Annotated in this window: 15 protein-coding genes; 8 read left to right on the top strand and 7 right to left on the bottom strand. The window is 64.7% G+C overall.

The annotated features are described in order from the left end of the window. Positions 1 to 63: 63 nt before the first annotated feature. Genes dxs through QPK31_RS21635 form a run of 3 tightly spaced genes read right to left on the bottom strand, consistent with a single transcriptional unit; the run spans position 64 to position 3077 of the window. On the bottom strand, positions 64 to 1938 hold the full coding sequence (dxs, locus tag QPK31_RS21645) for a 1-deoxy-D-xylulose-5-phosphate synthase (protein ID WP_290424950.1): 1875 nt from the start codon (positions 1936 to 1938) through the stop codon (positions 64 to 66). Then, entirely contained in the window at positions 1939 to 2829 is an 891-nt protein-coding gene (locus QPK31_RS21640) for a polyprenyl synthetase family protein (RefSeq protein ID WP_290424949.1), read from the bottom strand. After that, positions 2829 to 3077, bottom strand: a complete 249-nt coding sequence (locus QPK31_RS21635; RefSeq protein WP_290424948.1) for an exodeoxyribonuclease VII small subunit — start codon at positions 3075 to 3077, stop codon at positions 2829 to 2831. The genes QPK31_RS21640 and QPK31_RS21635 overlap by 1 nt, the downstream gene beginning before the upstream one ends. A 356-nt stretch (positions 3078 to 3433) precedes the next feature. Here QPK31_RS21635 and QPK31_RS21630 point away from each other — a divergent pair, with 356 nt between their 5' ends. The 3 genes from QPK31_RS21630 to QPK31_RS21620 all read left to right on the top strand — a co-directional run bounded on the left by QPK31_RS21630 (position 3434) and on the right by QPK31_RS21620 (position 6391). Continuing rightward, on the top strand, positions 3434 to 4534 hold the full coding sequence (locus QPK31_RS21630) for an aromatic ring-hydroxylating dioxygenase subunit alpha (protein WP_290424947.1): 1101 nt from the start codon (positions 3434 to 3436) through the stop codon (positions 4532 to 4534). Positions 4535 to 4607: 73 nt separating this feature from the next. Then, positions 4608 to 5531 carry a DMT family transporter gene (locus QPK31_RS21625; RefSeq protein WP_290424946.1) on the top strand — a complete coding sequence of 308 codons (924 nt, stop codon included), beginning with the start codon at positions 4608 to 4610 and terminating at the stop codon, positions 5529 to 5531. Between the two features lie 8 nt (positions 5532 to 5539). Then, positions 5540 to 6391: a sulfurtransferase gene (locus QPK31_RS21620; protein ID WP_290424945.1), complete on the top strand. Its 852-nt coding sequence runs from the start codon at positions 5540 to 5542 to the stop codon at positions 6389 to 6391. Positions 6392 to 6454: 63 nt separating this feature from the next. Here the strand turns inward: QPK31_RS21620 and QPK31_RS21615 are convergent, their stop codons facing one another. The 3 genes from QPK31_RS21615 to QPK31_RS21605 form a co-directional block, all read right to left on the bottom strand. After that, positions 6455 to 6994 carry a putative glycolipid-binding domain-containing protein gene (locus QPK31_RS21615; protein ID WP_290424944.1) on the bottom strand — a complete coding sequence of 180 codons (540 nt, stop codon included), beginning with the start codon at positions 6992 to 6994 and terminating at the stop codon, positions 6455 to 6457. Positions 6995 to 7050: 56 nt separating this feature from the next. Further along, positions 7051 to 7722, bottom strand: coding sequence for a ZIP family metal transporter (locus tag QPK31_RS21610; protein WP_290424986.1), 672 nt, complete (start codon positions 7720 to 7722; stop codon positions 7051 to 7053). Between the two features lie 276 nt (positions 7723 to 7998). Then, positions 7999 to 8883: a dienelactone hydrolase family protein gene (locus tag QPK31_RS21605; protein ID WP_290424943.1), complete on the bottom strand. Its 885-nt coding sequence runs from the start codon at positions 8881 to 8883 to the stop codon at positions 7999 to 8001. Between the two features lie 213 nt (positions 8884 to 9096). On the opposite strand from QPK31_RS21605, the gene QPK31_RS21600 reads away from it, so the two are divergent. Both QPK31_RS21600 and QPK31_RS21595 read left to right on the top strand, forming a co-directional pair. Beyond that, entirely contained in the window at positions 9097 to 9309 is a 213-nt protein-coding gene (locus tag QPK31_RS21600; protein WP_290424942.1) for a hypothetical protein, read from the top strand. Positions 9310 to 9408: 99 nt separating this feature from the next. Then, positions 9409 to 9843 (top strand): hypothetical protein, encoded by a 435-nt coding sequence (locus QPK31_RS21595; protein ID WP_290424941.1) that lies wholly within the window; start codon positions 9409 to 9411, stop codon positions 9841 to 9843. A 291-nt stretch (positions 9844 to 10134) separates the two neighbouring features. Here QPK31_RS21595 and polA read toward each other — a convergent pair whose 3' ends face one another. Beyond that, positions 10135 to 12882, bottom strand: a complete 2748-nt coding sequence (gene polA, locus QPK31_RS21590; protein ID WP_290424985.1) for a DNA polymerase I — start codon at positions 12880 to 12882, stop codon at positions 10135 to 10137. Between the two features lie 196 nt (positions 12883 to 13078). On the opposite strand from polA, the gene QPK31_RS21585 reads away from it, so the two are divergent. From QPK31_RS21585 to QPK31_RS21575, 3 genes are all read left to right on the top strand, one after another. Beyond that, the gene (locus QPK31_RS21585) at positions 13079 to 13612 is read left to right on the top strand and encodes a hypothetical protein (RefSeq protein ID WP_290424940.1); all 534 of its coding nucleotides are present in this window, start codon (positions 13079 to 13081) and stop codon (positions 13610 to 13612) included. 83 nt (positions 13613 to 13695) lie between these two features. Then, complete coding sequence (locus tag QPK31_RS21580; protein ID WP_290424939.1) at positions 13696 to 14655, top strand: homoserine kinase; 960 nt, start codon at positions 13696 to 13698, stop codon at positions 14653 to 14655. Between the two features lie 26 nt (positions 14656 to 14681). Further along, complete coding sequence (locus QPK31_RS21575; protein ID WP_290424938.1) at positions 14682 to 15452, top strand: BPSS1780 family membrane protein; 771 nt, start codon at positions 14682 to 14684, stop codon at positions 15450 to 15452. Positions 15453 to 15495 lie beyond the last annotated feature (43 nt).

Raw genomic sequence — 15495 nt, 5'->3', positions numbered from 1 at the left:
ACCGCACCATACGTAAAAAAAACGGCGCCCGAGGCGCCGCTTCTTCATCGAGCCTGAACCAGCTCAGCTCTTCACCGCCACCAGCCGCGGCTCGCCCGCGATCCCGAAACGCGCGCGGATCGAGGCCGCGATGCCCTTGGCATCCAGGCCCACCGACGCCAGCAGCGCCGCCGGATCGCCCTGGTCGATGAATTTGTCAGGCAGACCGAGAATCAGCAGCGGCTTGACGATGCCCGCTGCCGCCATCGCTTCCGCCACAGCCGCACCGGCGCCGCCCATCACCGCGCCCTCTTCCACCGTCACCAGGTAGTCGTGCTCCGCCGCCAGCTGCTTCACCAGCTCGACGTCGAGCGGCTTCACGAAGCGCATGTTGGCGACCGTGGCATCGAGTTCGCCGGCCGCGCCCATGCTCGGCGCGACCATCGAGCCGAAGGCCAGGATGGCCACGCCCTTGCCCTGGCGCTGGACTTCGCCCTTGCCGATCTCGATCGAGGTCAGCTCTTCCTGGATGGCCGCGCCAATGCCGGCGCCGCGCGGATAGCGCACCGCCGCCGGACCCGGATAGTGGTAGGCCGTGGTCAGCATCTGCCGGCACTCGTTCTCGTTCGACGCCGCCATCACCACCATGTTCGGGATGCAGCGCAGGTAGGCCAAATCGTAGTTACCCGCGTGGGTCGCACCATCGGCGCCGACCAGGCCGGCGCGGTCCAGGGCGAAGGTCACGTCCAGGTTCTGCAGCGCCACGTCGTGGATCAGCTGGTCGTAGGCGCGCTGCAGGAAGGTGGAATAGATTGCGACCACCGGCTTCATGCCCTCGGTAGCCAGGCCCGCGCCGAAGGTCACCGAGTGCTGCTCGGCGATGCCGACGTCGAAATAGCGCTCCGGGTACTGCGCGTGGAAGCGCACCATGCCCGAGCCTTCGCGCATCGCCGGCGTGATGCCGACCAGGCGCGAGTCGACGGCCGCCATGTCGCACAGCCAGTTGCCGAAGACCTCGGTATACGTGATCTTGCTCGGCGCCGTAGCCGGCTTGATGCCCTCGGTCGGGTTGAACTTGCCGGTGCCGTGGTACAGGATCGGTTCGGCCTCGGCCAGCTTGTAGCCCTGCCCCTTCTTGGTCACCACGTGCAGGAACTGCGGACCCTTGAGCTTCTTGATGTTTTCCAGCGTCGGGATCAGCGAATCCAGGTCGTGCCCATCGATCGGGCCGATGTAATTGAAACCGAATTCCTCGAACATCGTGGCCGGGACCACCATGCCCTTCGCGTGTTCTTCCAGGCGGCTCGCCAGTTCGCGCAGCGGCGCCGGCAGCACGGTCTTGCCGACGCTCTTGGCGGCGGCGTAGAACTGACCCGACATCAAGCGCGCCAGGTAGCGGTTCAGCGCGCCCACCGGCGGCGAGATCGACATGTCGTTGTCGTTCAGGACCACCAGCAGATTGCAGTCTTCCTCGACGCCGGCATTGTTCAGGGCCTCGAAGGCCATACCGGCCGTCATCGAGCCGTCGCCGATCACGGCGATCGCGTGGCGGTGCTCGCCCTTCAATTTGGCGGCGGCGGCCATGCCCAGCGCGGCCGAAATCGAGGTCGACGAGTGGGCGGTGCCGAAGGTGTCGTACTCGCTTTCGTCGCGCTTCGGGAAGCCCGACAGGCCGTTCAATTGGCGCAGCGTCGGCATGCGCTCGCGGCGGCCGGTGAGGATCTTGTGCGAATAGGTCTGGTGGCCCACGTCCCACACGATGCGGTCGTGCGGCGTCTCGAACACGTAGTGCAGCGCGATGGTCAGCTCGACGGTGCCGAGGTTCGACGACAGGTGTCCACCCGTCTTGGAGACCGAGTCGAGCAGGTATTGGCGCAGCTCGCCGGCGAGCGGGGTCAGTTGCGTGCGCGGGAGTTTGCGCAGGTCCGACGGGTCGTTGATGGTGTCTAACAGGTTCATTTAGGCCTTCCGCTGCACGATCAGGTCCGCGAGTTCGCGCAGCCGCAGTGCTTGTTCTCCGAATGGCGCCAGCGCATCGTGCGCCTCGCGCCGCAATTGTTCGGCCAGCGCCCTGGAGGGCTCCAGTCCGAGGATCGACACATAGGTCGGCTTGTTGTCGGCTGCATCCTTGCCGGCGGTCTTGCCGAGCGTGGCCGAATCGGCCGTCGCATCCAGTACGTCGTCGACCACCTGGAACGCCAGCCCCACTGCCTTGGAGTAGGCCTTCAGGGCTTCGAGTTCCGTCGGGTTCAAGTCCTTGCCGCACAGCGCGCCGAGCAGGACCGATGCGCGCAGCAGTGCGCCGGTCTTCAGCTGGTGCATGCGTTCGAGCTGTTCCAGGCTGAGGGACAAGCCGACGCTGTCGAGGTCGATCGCCTGGCCGCCACACATGCCGGCGGAACCGGCCGCTTCGGCCAGCAGGCGCAGCATGCCAACCAGGCGCGCCGGCGGCAGAGAGTCATCGCCGGCCAGCACCTCGAAGGCGCGCGCCTGCAGCGTGTCGCCAACCAGCAGCGCGGTCGCTTCGTCATAGGCCACGTGGACGGTCGGTTTGCCGCGGCGCAGGGCGTCGTCGTCCATGCAGGGCATGTCGTCGTGCACCAGCGAGTACACGTGGATCATCTCGAGCGCGCAGGCGGCGCGCGCCAGCGAGGCGGCATCGGCGCCGAACAGCGCGCCGCTGGCATACACCAGCAGCGGACGCACGCGCTTGCCGCCGCCGAGCGCGGTGTAGCGCATGGCTTCATGCAGCTTGGTGGGCTGGGCATCGGCGGCCGGCAGGAAGCGCGACAGCGCGTCTTCGACATCGGCCTGGACGCCTGCCATCCAGTCGGTAAAGGACGCGTCCATCACGCGCCCTCGCCCGCGCCGTCGGCGCTGAACGGTTTCAGCATGTCGCCTTCCAGCACCTTGACCTGGGATTCTACCTTGTCGAGCTGGGCGGCGCAGTACTTCACCAGTTCGGAACCGCGCGCATAGGCGGCTACCGAGGCTTCCAGCGGCAATTGCCCTGCTTCCATCTGCGAGACGAGCTGGGCCAGTTCGGCCATCGCCGCCTCGAAGGACTCCGGTGCTCCCACGTTTGAATTATTTGCCATAGTTACTTGTTGTGTTGGGCCAGCGGTCCCAGGACGACGCAAGGGGTGCGCCATGGAGCAGCCTAATCGCGTATTTTAGAACAATCCTTACCCAAGAGGTGTCCGCGCAAGTGCCGAGCTAATTGCACGATCGTTCACATTTTAGCGCACCCACCTTGAATACCATGAAAACGATGCCTTTCCGGCAATCCCTGTGTCCCTGCGCACCACAACCGCGTGCCGGTCCGAGACTGTAGAGCTCGTTCCACGGTATAATCGCCGGTTCTGTCCGAAATACCGTATTTCCACACACAAAATACTGGTCTTTGGATTCTTTCTCTTCTTTGGCTCGGTGCTTTTATAAAAGGGGGGTTGGGATGTCCGATCTGGCTACCCACGCCAAGCTGGCGCGCTCGTGTGCTCAGCTTCCGGTAAATGTTTACTTTGACGAGGCGCTGCTGCAGCGCGAAATCCAGCACCTGTTCCGGCAGGGGCCGCGTTACGTCGGCCATGAACTGATGGTGCCGGAGATGGGCGACTTCGCCACCCTGGCATCGGAAAACGAAGGCCGCATGCTGGTGCGTAACGCCAACGGCATCGAGGTGCTGTCCAACGTCTGCCGCCACCGCCAGGCGCTGATGTTCAATGGCCGCGGCAACGCCAACACCATCGTGTGCCCGCTGCACCGCTGGACCTACGATTTGAAGGGCGAACTGATCGGCGCGCCGCACTTCGCCGAAACGCCTTGCCTGAATTTGTCGAAGACCACGCTGCAAAGCTGGAACGGCCTGCTGTTCGAGCAGAACGGCTACGACGTGATGGACAAGCTCAAGGAGATGTCGGTCTCGAAGGACCTCGATTTCTCGGGCTATCTGTTCGACCACGTCGAGATCCACGACGTCGACTACAACTGGAAGACTTTTATCGAAGTCTACCTCGAGGACTACCACGTCGAGCCCTTCCACCCGGGCCTGGGCAACTTCGTGTCCTGCGACGATTTGAAGTGGGAATTCGGCCGCGACTTCAGCGTGCAGACCGTGGGCGTGAACCGCGGCCTGCAAAAGGCCGGCTCGCCGACCTATAAAAAGTGGCAGGAAGCCGTGTTGAAGTTCAACGGCGGCAAGGAGCCGAAGCAAGGCGCGATCTGGCTCACGCTCTACCCGAACATCATGGTCGAGTGGTATCCGAACGTGCTGGTGGTATCGACCCTGTGGCCGCTCGGCCCGCAGAAGACGCGCAACGTGGTCGAGTTCTACTACCCGGAAGAGATTGCCCTGTTCGAGCGCGAACTGGTGGAAGCCGAACGCGCCGCCTACATGGAAACCTGCATCGAGGATGACGAGATCGCCCAGCGCATGGATGCCGGCCGCCGCATCCTGATGGAGCGTGGCGTCAACGAGGTCGGACCTTACCAGTCGCCGATGGAAGACGGCATGCAGCACTTCCACGAGTGGTACCGCAGCAAAATCGATCTCTAAGTGTAAAAGCCGGGGTCAGGTCTGACATTCGGACACGGCCTCAGCTGTAATGTAGTAACCACCCAGGAATGTAATGCCTTCACTCTGGATGCTGTTCGCCAGCTTCGCGTTTGCCGCCATGGGTGCGGGCGTGAAGCTGGCCTCCGAGTTCTACACCACCTCCGAACTCCTCTTCTACCGCGGCCTGATCGGCGCCGTGATCCTCTTCATGATCGTGCGCCATCGCGGCGGCACCTTCCGGACTCCCTTCCCGAAAGCCCACCTGTGGCGCAGCGCGGTCGGCGTGACCTCGCTGTGGCTGTGGTTCTTCGCCATCTCAAAACTGCCGCTGGCCACCGCCATGACCCTGAACTACATGGCGCCGATCTGGATCGCGGCCTGGATGTTCCTGATGGGCTGGTGGACCAAGACCAAGCATGCCGAGTGGCCGCTGGTGCTGGCCGTGGGCGCCAGCTTCTTCGGTGTGACGCTGGTGCTGCAGCCGGCGGTGGAATCGAACGGGTGGCTGGGCGGGCTGGCGGGCCTGTGCTCATCGGTGATCTCGGCGATGGCCTACATGCAGGTGCGCAAACTCGGCCAGATGGGCGAACCGGAGTACCGCGTGGTGTTCTATTTTTCGGCGACCACCGCGGTGGCAGGGTTCGTCGGCGTGGTCAGCGGCGATGGCGCCGGCGGCTTCGCCCCCTTCCACAGCCACACCCTGTACGGCGGCCTGCTGCTGCTGGCCATCGGCGGCGCGGCCCTGATGGCGCAGATGGCCATGACCCGCGCCTACCGCGTCGGCAAGGTGCTGGTGGTGGCGAATTTGCAGTACACCGGCATCGTGTTTTCCAGCCTGTGGGGCCTGCTGCTGTGGGGCGACCGCTTCGACTGGCACGTGTGGCTGGGCATCGGCGTGATCCTGGCGTCCGGCATCGCGGCGACGTTCTACAATACGCGCAGCACGGCGCGCGGCGCCGTCACCGAGAAGACCGATCCCATCGCCAGCGAACTGTGAGGCCTGCCATGTACACGACCCTGATTTCCGCCGCCGACCTGGCCGCACATATCGATGCACCTGATTGGGTGATCGTCGATTGCCGGCACGACCTCGTGAACCTGGCGTATGGGCGCGAAGCCTATGCGGCGGGTCACCTGCCAGGCGCGGTGTTCGCGGACATGGAGACGGACCTGTCGGGGCCGAAGCGCGGCGAGGATGGCGTGTTTCGCGGGCGGCATCCGCTGCCGGCGAAGGAAGCGCTGGTCAAGGTCTTGCGTGGCTGGGGCGTGAACGCGGGCACCCAGGTCGTGGCGTATGACGCGCACGGCGGCATGTATGCGGCGCGTTTGTGGTGGCTGCTGCGCTGGCTCGGGCACGAGGCGGCGGCGGTGCTCGATGGCGGGCTGCCGGCCTGGCAGGCGCTTGGCCAGCCGGTGGTCACAGATATCGTCAGCAAGCCGCGCGGCTCGGTCGAGATCGGTGCGCCCTTCGTGCCGACGGTGACGGTGGCCGAGGTGCTGGAGAATATCGAGAGCGCGAAACGCACAGTGGTGGACGCACGCGCGGCGGACCGCTTCCGCGGCGAGAACGAGACGGTCGATCCGGTGGGCGGCCATATTCCGGGGGCGAAGAACCGCTTCTTCAAGGACAACCTGCAGCCGGATGGACGCTTCAAGGCGGCCGAGCAGCTGCGCGAGGAATTCGGCGCGGTGATCGGCGCGCCGGCGGATGCGATCATGCAGTGTGGGTCGGGGGTGACGGCGTGTCACAATCTGCTGGCGCTGGAGGTGGCGGGCTTGAAAGGCGCGGCCTTGTATCCGGGGTCGTGGAGCGAATGGAGTAGCGATCCGTCGCGGCCGGTGGTTACCGGCCCGTAGGGTGGGTTCTCGAACCCACCGGGCGTATTCTCGGTTCACACATGGTGGGTTCGAGAACCCACCCTACGCGCGCTTGAACAGGCCGGGGTACAGCTCGACCAGGCCATCATCGTCGACGCGCAAGTCCGCCCTGAAATCGCTGCCCAGGCCCTCGAAGCGGTAGGCATTCATGGCCAGCCGCGTGTACGCCTGCTCCGCCCTCTCCACCTTCAATTCCGGAATCCACACCCAGGTCACGTCGATCACCTGGCGCTCGCCGAGCGAATCGCCGAAGCGCCGGATCGGCAGCGTGTTGGTGAAGCAGCTGGCCGTCAGGTCGATGTCGATGCAGCCATCCAGCGCATCGATGACCGCGCCGCCCGCGTCGCGCCACTGGCCGTCGCCATCGGCAAACAATTCGAGATGCCCACCGCCTGCCACGTCGACGATGGCATGGCGCACGCGCCAGGAGGCGTCGCAGGCGATACGGTAACTGGCACCATATTCGCTTCCGTTGCGCCCGCCGATCACCACGCCCTGCGCGATGATCCCGTCGTTCGTTTGGCCCAGCACCAGGTGTTCGAGACCGGAGCCGGTCTCGGAAATCCAACGATAGCGTTTCATGACAAGCCCCTCGCATCGAGTGCGGCCGGGCCTGCCTTTAAACTATCAACTAAGCATCAGCGCCCGGTCAGGAACAGGACGATGATAACCCCAAGCCCGATCAACAGCACCTGCGGCACCGATTCCTTGACGGTGGCACGGCGCTGCATCTGCGGCATCAAATCGCTCACGGCAATGTAGATGAAGCCCGACGACGCAAACACCAGCACGTAGGGAATCAGCCCGCTGGCACGGTCGAGCGTGAAGTAGCCGAGCAAACCGCCGGCCACGGCGAGCAAACTGCACAGCAAATTGAAGATGTAGGCGCGCATGCGCGAGAAGCCGGCATTGAGCAGCACGATGAAGTCGCCGATCTCGGTCGGGATCTCGTGCGCGACGATCGCCAGCGCGGTGACGATGCCCAGCTCCGGGTTGGCGAGGAAGGCGGCGGCGATCAGGATGCCGTCGGTGAAGTTGTGCATGCCGTCGCCGATCAGGATCATCCAGCCGGATTTGCCGGCTTCCTTGGCGTCGTGGCCGTGCGCGTGGTGGTGGCCGTCGCCCTCGTGGTGGTGCGAGTGGCGCAGCAGCGCCAGCTTTTCCAGCATGAAAAAGGTGAGCAGGCCCGCCAGCAGGGTCGCGAACAGCTTCTGCGGACTGGCGCCCGAGTCGAAGGCTTCCGGCAAGGCGTGCAGCAGCGAGGTCGACAGCATGATGCCGACCGACAGGCTCACCAGCCGCTCCACCATCTTGGAGAGCAGCGTAAACGAGAACAGGGCCGCGGCGGAAATGCTGACGACGCCGGCAAAGGCGGTGGCCGTCAGGATGGATAGGAGAATCGGGTCGATTTGAAGCCTCTTGTTCTGGACGTGCTGCGCATAGCAAACCGGCCATTGTACCCGTACAGCCCGCTGAGCGTCCAACACAGCCCCCATCGCGGCGTTGCATCGACTCGCCGTACTAAAGTACTGTCTTCGCCGATGCGCCTTGCCCTGGGGGCCGTGTCGGACGCTCCAAATTTGAACTCAGGCCACGCCGTGTTTCGCAAACCAGTTCAGCGCACGCTTCCAGCCTTCCTTGGCATCGGTCTCGTTGTAGCTCGGACGGTAATCGGCGTGGAAGGCGTGGCCCGAATTCGGGAACACGACGAACTCCGAGCGGCTGTTGCCCTTGGCCAGTTCGGTCTTCATGCGCTCGACCGACTCCAGCGGAATGCCGGTGTCCTTGCCGCCGTACAGGCCCAGCACCGGCACCTTCAGGCTTTGCGCCACGTCGACCGGGTGCTTCGGCGAGTTCGCCGTGGTGTCGCCCACCAGGCGGCCATACCAGGCCACGCCGGCCTTGACCTTCGGATTGTGCGCCGCGTACAGCCAGGTGATGCGGCCGCCCCAGCAAAAACCCGTGATGCCCAGTCGCTCGATGTCGCCGCCGCGTTGCTTGGCCCAGTTGACCACGGTGTCGAGGTCGGACATGACCTGGGCATCCGGGGTCCTGGAGATGATGTCCTTCATCAGGTCGGCGATGTTCGCGATCTTGGTCGGGTCGCCCTGGCGCACGAACAGGTCCGGCGCGATGGCCAGGTAGCCGGCCTTGGCCAAGCGGCGCGTCACGTCCTTGATGTGCTCGTGGACGCCGAAGATTTCCGAGATCACCAGGATCACCGGCAAGTTGGTACGGCCTTCCGGCTGGGCGCGGTAGACCGGCACGTCCTGGCCGTTGATGACGATGATGTGGTCGCCGGCGGACAGGCCGCTCGTATCGGTCTGGATCGTCGACTGCGCCATGACCGGCAGGGTCGCGGCGGCAAAACCGCTGCCGACGGCCGCTTTCAGGAACACGCGGCGGTCGACGCCGTCTTCGAACGCGGTCTTGGCAACCAGGCTGTCGCCGTCTTGTACGAGGTCCTTCATGTGCATCCCTTTCGGTCATGAGTTGTAAGGCTGACTATCTTACAGCGACTGGGCAGCTTGCGCTCTGGAACGCAATCGTGTGCGGATGCGGCCCGCGCGGCGCTTTCGGCAGGAGGTTTGCGCCTGGCTAGAAGGCGGGAATCCGGCATCGCCTATAGTCGCTGGCTGATCGCTTGCGCCTGCCGGCGTGGCAGTTTTCAAGGAGAAACCTGTATGGCGTGTTTCCGCATCTTCCCGTGCGCGGGCCTGGCCGCGCTCGCCCTGGCGCCGGCCAACCTGGCCGCTTCATCGGAGGCAGCCGGCACGACGCCGGTGGCGTATGCCGCGGCAACCGAAGGAATGGCGGCAGGCGAGCCCGCGACATCGGCGGTTCTGCTCGGTGGCGCCTTGATTTTGATGATCGCAGGGCGGCGCCGGCGTTACTGACCGTCGCCCAGCCGTGACGCCGCGTATGGACGGGCTGTTGTAGACTCGGCTTCCAGAGGCGCCGATCCGGACGCCCGTGCAATATCGAAGAGGCAGGACATGAAGCATCGCTTATTCACGATCGCTGCCGGACTGGCGCTGGCATGCGGCAGCGTGGCCGTCGCCCAGGCCAGCGTCGACACGTCACCGAAGCCCGGCGGCGTGTACCGGCTGAAACCAGGCATCTACGTTGCCAGGGACATCGGATGCGCCGCGCCGCCGAACGCCGCGATCCGCCTGTACGACGGCAAGGGCATCGGCACCGCCCACACCAGCGCCTGCAAGGCCAAGGTGCGCAAGCGGCGCGGCAATACCTATACGGCGGACCAGAGCTGCATCGACGCCGGCTCCGGGCCGGGGCCGCGCTTCGTGCAGCGCCAGCAGGTGGTGGTGCGGGATGCCCTTACCTTTACCCAGGTGATCGGCAAAAACCGGACGACTTATCGTTACTGTCCGGTCAGCGAGTTGCCGCCGGGATTGCGGAATGTGCTCTGAGGGGCATGGCGGTACGGGGGCGCATGTGCAAACGTCCCGTATCACCGCGTGGGCAGCGCACGCGGCGTAGGGTATTCGGCCTCACAGGTGGAGCTGCCCACCCTACGGTCGCCGGTGCTGGCTGCACACGCATAACGGCCCGCGGCGCTGACCGTAGGGTGGGCAGCTCCACCAGCGCGATCCGCACGACGCCGATGCTTGCGCTGCCCACGCGGTGATACGCGCCGCCGGCCAACCGCGCACGCACCGCCACCCTCGGGCTCAGTTCACGGACACTCAGTGCGCGCAAGCTCAGTGAGCTTCCTCCCAGTTGCTGCCCACGCCGGTCTCCGCCACCAGCGGCACCTTCAACTGCGCCACGCCCGCCATCAGCTCCGGCAGCTTCTGCTTGACCAGCTCCAGCTCCCCTTCCGGCACCTCGAGCACCAGTTCATCGTGCACCTGCATGACCATGCGCGTGCCCATTTTCTCGCTTTCCAGCCAGCCCTGCACCGCAATCATCGCCAGCTTGATCAAATCGGCCGCCGTGCCCTGCATCGGCGCATTGATCGCGGCGCGCTCGGCGCCCGCGCGGCGCGGACCGTTCGGCGAGTTGATCTCCGGCAGCCACAGGCGGCGGCCGAATACGGTCTCGACATAGCCGCGCGACTTGGCCGCCAGGCGCGTCTCGTCCATGTACTGCTTCACGCCCGAGAAGCGCGCGAAGTAACGGTCGATGTAGTTCGCCGCCGCCGAGCGCTCGATCTGCAGGTTCGCGGCCAGGCCGAAGGCGCTCATGCCGTAGATCAGTCCGAAGTTGATCACCTTGGCGTAACGGCGCTGCTCCGACTGCACCTCGTCCGGCGCAATGCCGACGATCTCGGCCGCCGTGGCGCGGTGGATGTCCTCGCCTTCGGCGAACGCGCGCAGCATCGCTTCGTCGCCCGAAATATGGGCCATGATGCGCAGTTCGATCTGCGAGTAGTCGGCCGAGACGATCACGCTGCCCGGCGGCGCGACAAACGCTTCGCGGATGCGGCGCCCTTCGGCGGTACGGACCGGAATGTTCTGCAGGTTCGGATCGTTCGAGGCCAGGCGCCCGGTGATCGCCACCGCCTGCGCATAGTTGGTGTGCACGCGGCCGGTGGCCTGGTTGACCATCTTCGGCAGCTTGTCGGTGTAGGTCGACTTCAGCTTGGCCATGCCGCGGTGTTCCAGCAGCACTTTCGGCAGCGGGTAATCCTCGGCCAGCTTCTGCAGCACTTCTTCGTCGGTCGACGGCGCGCCGGTGGCGGTCTTCTTGATGATGGGCAGTTGCAGCTTGCCGAAGAAGATTTCACCGATCTGTTTCGGCGAGCCGAGGTTGAACTGGCCGCCGGCCAATTCGTAGGCTTGCTGTTCCAGCTCCATCAAACGGGCGCCGAGTTCGCGCGACTGTTTTTCAAGCTTCTCGACGTCGATTAGCACGCCGTTGCGCTCGATCTTCTGCAGCACGATTTGGGTCGGCAGCTCGATCTTTTCGTAGATATGGGTCAGGCCGGCATCTTCTTTCACGTGCGGCAGCATGGTCTGGTGCAGGCGCAGGGTGATGTCGGAATCCTCGGCCGCGTATTCCTTGGCGCGCTCCAGCTCCACCTGGTCGAAGCAGATCATGTTGGCGCCCTTGCCGCACACGTCCACGAAGGGGATCGTGGTGTAGCCGAGGTGGCGCATCGCCATCGTGTCCATGTCGTGCGGCTTGTGCGACTCGAACACATACGATTGCAACAGCGTGTCGTGGACGATGCCTTGCAGCGTCACGCCATGGTTGCTGAAGATGTGCATGTCGTACTTCAGGTTCTGGCCCAGCTTCGGCTTGGCGGGGTTTTCCAGCCAGGAGCGCATGCGTTCCAGCACCTCTTCGCGCGGCAATTGCTCGGGCACGCCGGCGTAGCGGTGCGCCAGCGGGATGTAGGCGCCCTTGCCCGCTTCCACCGACAGCGAGATGCCGACCATTTGCGCCGTCATCGGTTCCAGCGAGGTGGTTTCGGTATCGACCGAGGTCAACTCGGCCGCGTCCACCAGGGCCAGCCACTTATCGAGCTGCTCCCAGGTGGTCACCAGTTCGTAGTCGCCCTTGATGATCGGCATGCCCGGCAAGGTGTCTTGCGCGCCTTCCGGCGAATTCAGGGACGGTGCAGCAGGCGCGCCCACGCCAGGACCCTGGCTCAGTTCGCGCAACATGGTCTTGAAGCCATAGCGCTGGAAGAAGTCGCGCAGGGCTTCCTTGTCTTCCGGACGGCCGACCAGGGTTTCCTCGATCGACACCACGTGGTTCACCAGGTCGCAGTCGGTTTTGACGGTGATCAGCTCGCGGCCCTTCGGCAGCCATTCCAGTGCCGAGCGCAGGTTTTCGCCAACGGCGCCGCCGATGCTGTGGGCATTTTCCATCACGCCGTCGAGCGAGCCATGCAGGGCCAGCCATTTCAGCGCCGTCTTCGGGCCGCACTTGCTCACGCCCGGCACGTTGTCGACGGTGTCGCCGATCAGGGTCAGGTAGTCGATGATGCGGTTCGGCGCCACGCCGAACTTGGCCAGCACGCCGGCTTCGTCGAGCTTTTCGTTGCTCATCGTATTGATGAGCATGACCTTGTCGTTGACCAATTGCGCCAAGTCCTTGTCGCCGGTGGAGACGATGGTGTTCAGGCCCTTGGCGGCGGCTTGCACGGCCAGGGTGCCGATCACGTCGTCGGCTTCCACGCCTTCGACCATCAGGATCGGCCAGCCGAGGTGGCGCACCGCTTCGTGGATCGGGGCGATCTGCTTGCCCAGGTCTTCCGGCATCGATGCGCGGGTCGCCTTGTACTCGGGGTACATGTCGTCGCGGAAGGTTTTACCCTTGGCGTCGAATACGCAGGCGATGTAGGCGGCCGGGTAGTCGGCGCGCAGGCGGCGCAGCATGTTGACCATGCCGTGCATGGCGCCGGTCGGAAAACCGTCGGGGCTGCGCAGGTCGGGCAAGGCGTGGTAGGCGCGGTAGAGGTAGCTGGAACCGTCAACCAGGAGCAGGGTATTTTGCATAGGGAAAGTGGTGAAGCCGGCCGAGGCCAAAGTGGGAGCCATTATCGCAGAATCCGCCATGAAGAAAGCACAACGCGGCGGTAACGATTTCGTCGTTTTTCCCTATATGGGGATGGCTTCCTGAACACCCAGCACACTTTTCACAGGGAACGGTGTCTGTTTGTTACAATGGTCCAAACGATACAAGGTGATCATCATGTCGCGCACAACTACCCGCTTCGCCAGTCTGTCCCTCGCCCTGCTCGCCTGCGCCGGCACCGCCGTGGCGCAACAGCAAGCATCCGGGCAAGCTGCTGGACAACCGCCGGTTACCGAACGCATCGAGCCGGGCAGCGATGTGCCGGCCACGACCATCGAACCGCGCCGCGGCACCCAGATCAAGGAACGGCGCGGCAACGACGGCAATGTCACCGAAATCGAAGTGCAAAGCGGCCGCAGCAATTACATCCTGCGCCCGAACACCCCGGCCGGCAATGCCCAGGCGGGCGATGCCCAGAGCAGCGCCTTCCGTGCGCCGCAATGGAAGATCATGGAATTCGACATCGGCCCGAAAAAGCAGACGCCGACCGCCGAGGAAGCCGATGCCGCCGCCGAGGGCGCCGCCGCGGCCGCCGCCACGCCGACGCCAGCGCGCGGCGCACCGGCCGGCAAGGTACCTGCGGCAACCGTGCCGATGACCAAGCCGGCCGACATTCCGCCGCCACCGCCGCTGCCGCCCAACGCGCGCTGATCCCGTCACACCGATAATCGCGGGGCGCCCGCCGTCCCGCTGCTGTACCCTTCGGCCTTTACCCTACATTTGTTGCTCCCACGATGGCAGTTTTCACCGCGGTCACACTGGATGACCTCACCCAGTGGATCAAGCAGTTTCCCCTTGGCCAGGCGCTGGCGCTCAATGGCATCGCCTCCGGCATTGAAAATAGCAATTTCTTCCTGACGACAGAGCGCGGCGAGTACGTGCTCACCGTCTTCGAGAACCTGGATTTCGAGCAGCTGCCTTTCTACATCCAGCTGATGCGCCACCTGGCCGAGCGCGGCATTCCGGTGCCGGCGCCGGTGGCCAATGCACATGGCGAGCTGGTGGTGGCATTGCACGGCAAGCCGGCCGCCATCGTCAGCAAGCTGGACGGCAGTTCGCAGATGGACCCGCAACCGGTGCACTGTGCCGAGGTCGGCACCATGCTGGCGCGCATGCACCTGGCCGCGCAAGACTTCCCGCTGAGCCAGCCGAACCTGCGCGGCCTCGACTGGTGGCGCGCCACGGCACCCGCCGTGCTGCCGCACTTGTCCGACGAGAACGCCCGCCTCTTGCGCGAAGAAATTGCCTTGCAAGAGGAATGCGCCGCCAGCCCGGCCTATGCGCGCCTGCCGCGCGGCCCCGTGCACGCCGACCTGTTCCGCAACAATGTGATGTTCGTGGGCGAAAAGCTGAGCGGCTGCTTCGACTTTTATTTCGCCGGCGTCGATACCTGGCTGTTCGACCTGGCCGTGACCGTCAACGACTGGTGCATCGACCTGGCCACCGGCCAGCTCGACCCGGCACGCGTGCGCGCCCTGCTCGACGCCTACCGCGCCGTGCGGCCGTTCACCGGGGACGAAATGGCCGCCTGGCCGACCCTGCTGCGCGCCGCCGCGTTGCGTTTCTGGCTGTCGCGCCTGTACGATCTGCACGTGCCGCGCGCGGCCGAGCTGCTGACGCCCCACGATCCCACCCATTTCGAGCGCATCCTGCGCGAGCGTATTGCCACCCCGGCGCCGGGACTGGCCGCGTAGTCGACGAATAGCATTCAATGAATAACATGCCCGCAATCACCGGCTGGACCTGGCTCAAGGAAGGCACCGGCCTGTTCCGCAAGCAGCCGGCCGCCCTGACCACCCTGCTCTTCGCCAACATCCTGATCAGCCTGCTGATCAGCGCGATTCCCTTCATCGGGCCGATGCTGACCGTGGTCCTGATCCCCTCGTTCTCGATGGCCTTCATGCAGGCCTGCCTGATGATCGAGAACGGCGAACGCGTCCTGCCGACGGTGGCGATGACGGGTTTCCGCCAGCCGGCCTTGGCCCAGCTGTGCAAGGTCGGGCTGATCTACCTGGGCGTTTCGCTGTTGCTGACCGTGCTGGCCCGCTTTGCGGTCGACCCGGAATTCGTGCGCCAGTTCTCGCAGCCGGTCGATCCGAAAAACGTGCCGCAAGTGGACCTGGGGAATATCCTCACCATGTTCCTGCTGTCGATCCTGAATGTCAGCGTGCTGATCGCGCTGTCGTTCGCGGCGCCCCTGACCTACTGGCAAAAGATGACGCCGGGCAAGGCCGTGTTCTACAGCTTCTTCGCGGTACTGAAGAGCGCGCGCGTGTTCGTCGTGCTGCTGACGTCCTGGTTCGCGATCCTGTTCGCGGTGCTGATGGTACTGATGCTGATCCTGGGCGGCGGCAACGTGGCGCGCGTGGCCATCATGTGGCTGCTGTTCCTGTTCATGCTGCTCTTGCAATGCGCGCTGTATGCCGGTTACCGCCACATCTTCGGCAAGCCGGCCGGCAGCAGCGCCCGGTCGGTTGACCTGACGAAATAAAAACTTTACTCTTGGCAATTCGATATCGAACGAAAGAAAAACC

The sequence above is a fragment of the Massilia sp. YIM B02769 genome (genome assembly GCF_030411995.1).
In the GTDB taxonomy this organism is placed as follows: Bacteria; Pseudomonadota; Gammaproteobacteria; order Burkholderiales; family Burkholderiaceae_D; genus Telluria.
The sequence above is the reverse complement of the archived record's forward strand: the minus strand, read 5'-3'. Positions and strand labels throughout refer to the sequence as shown.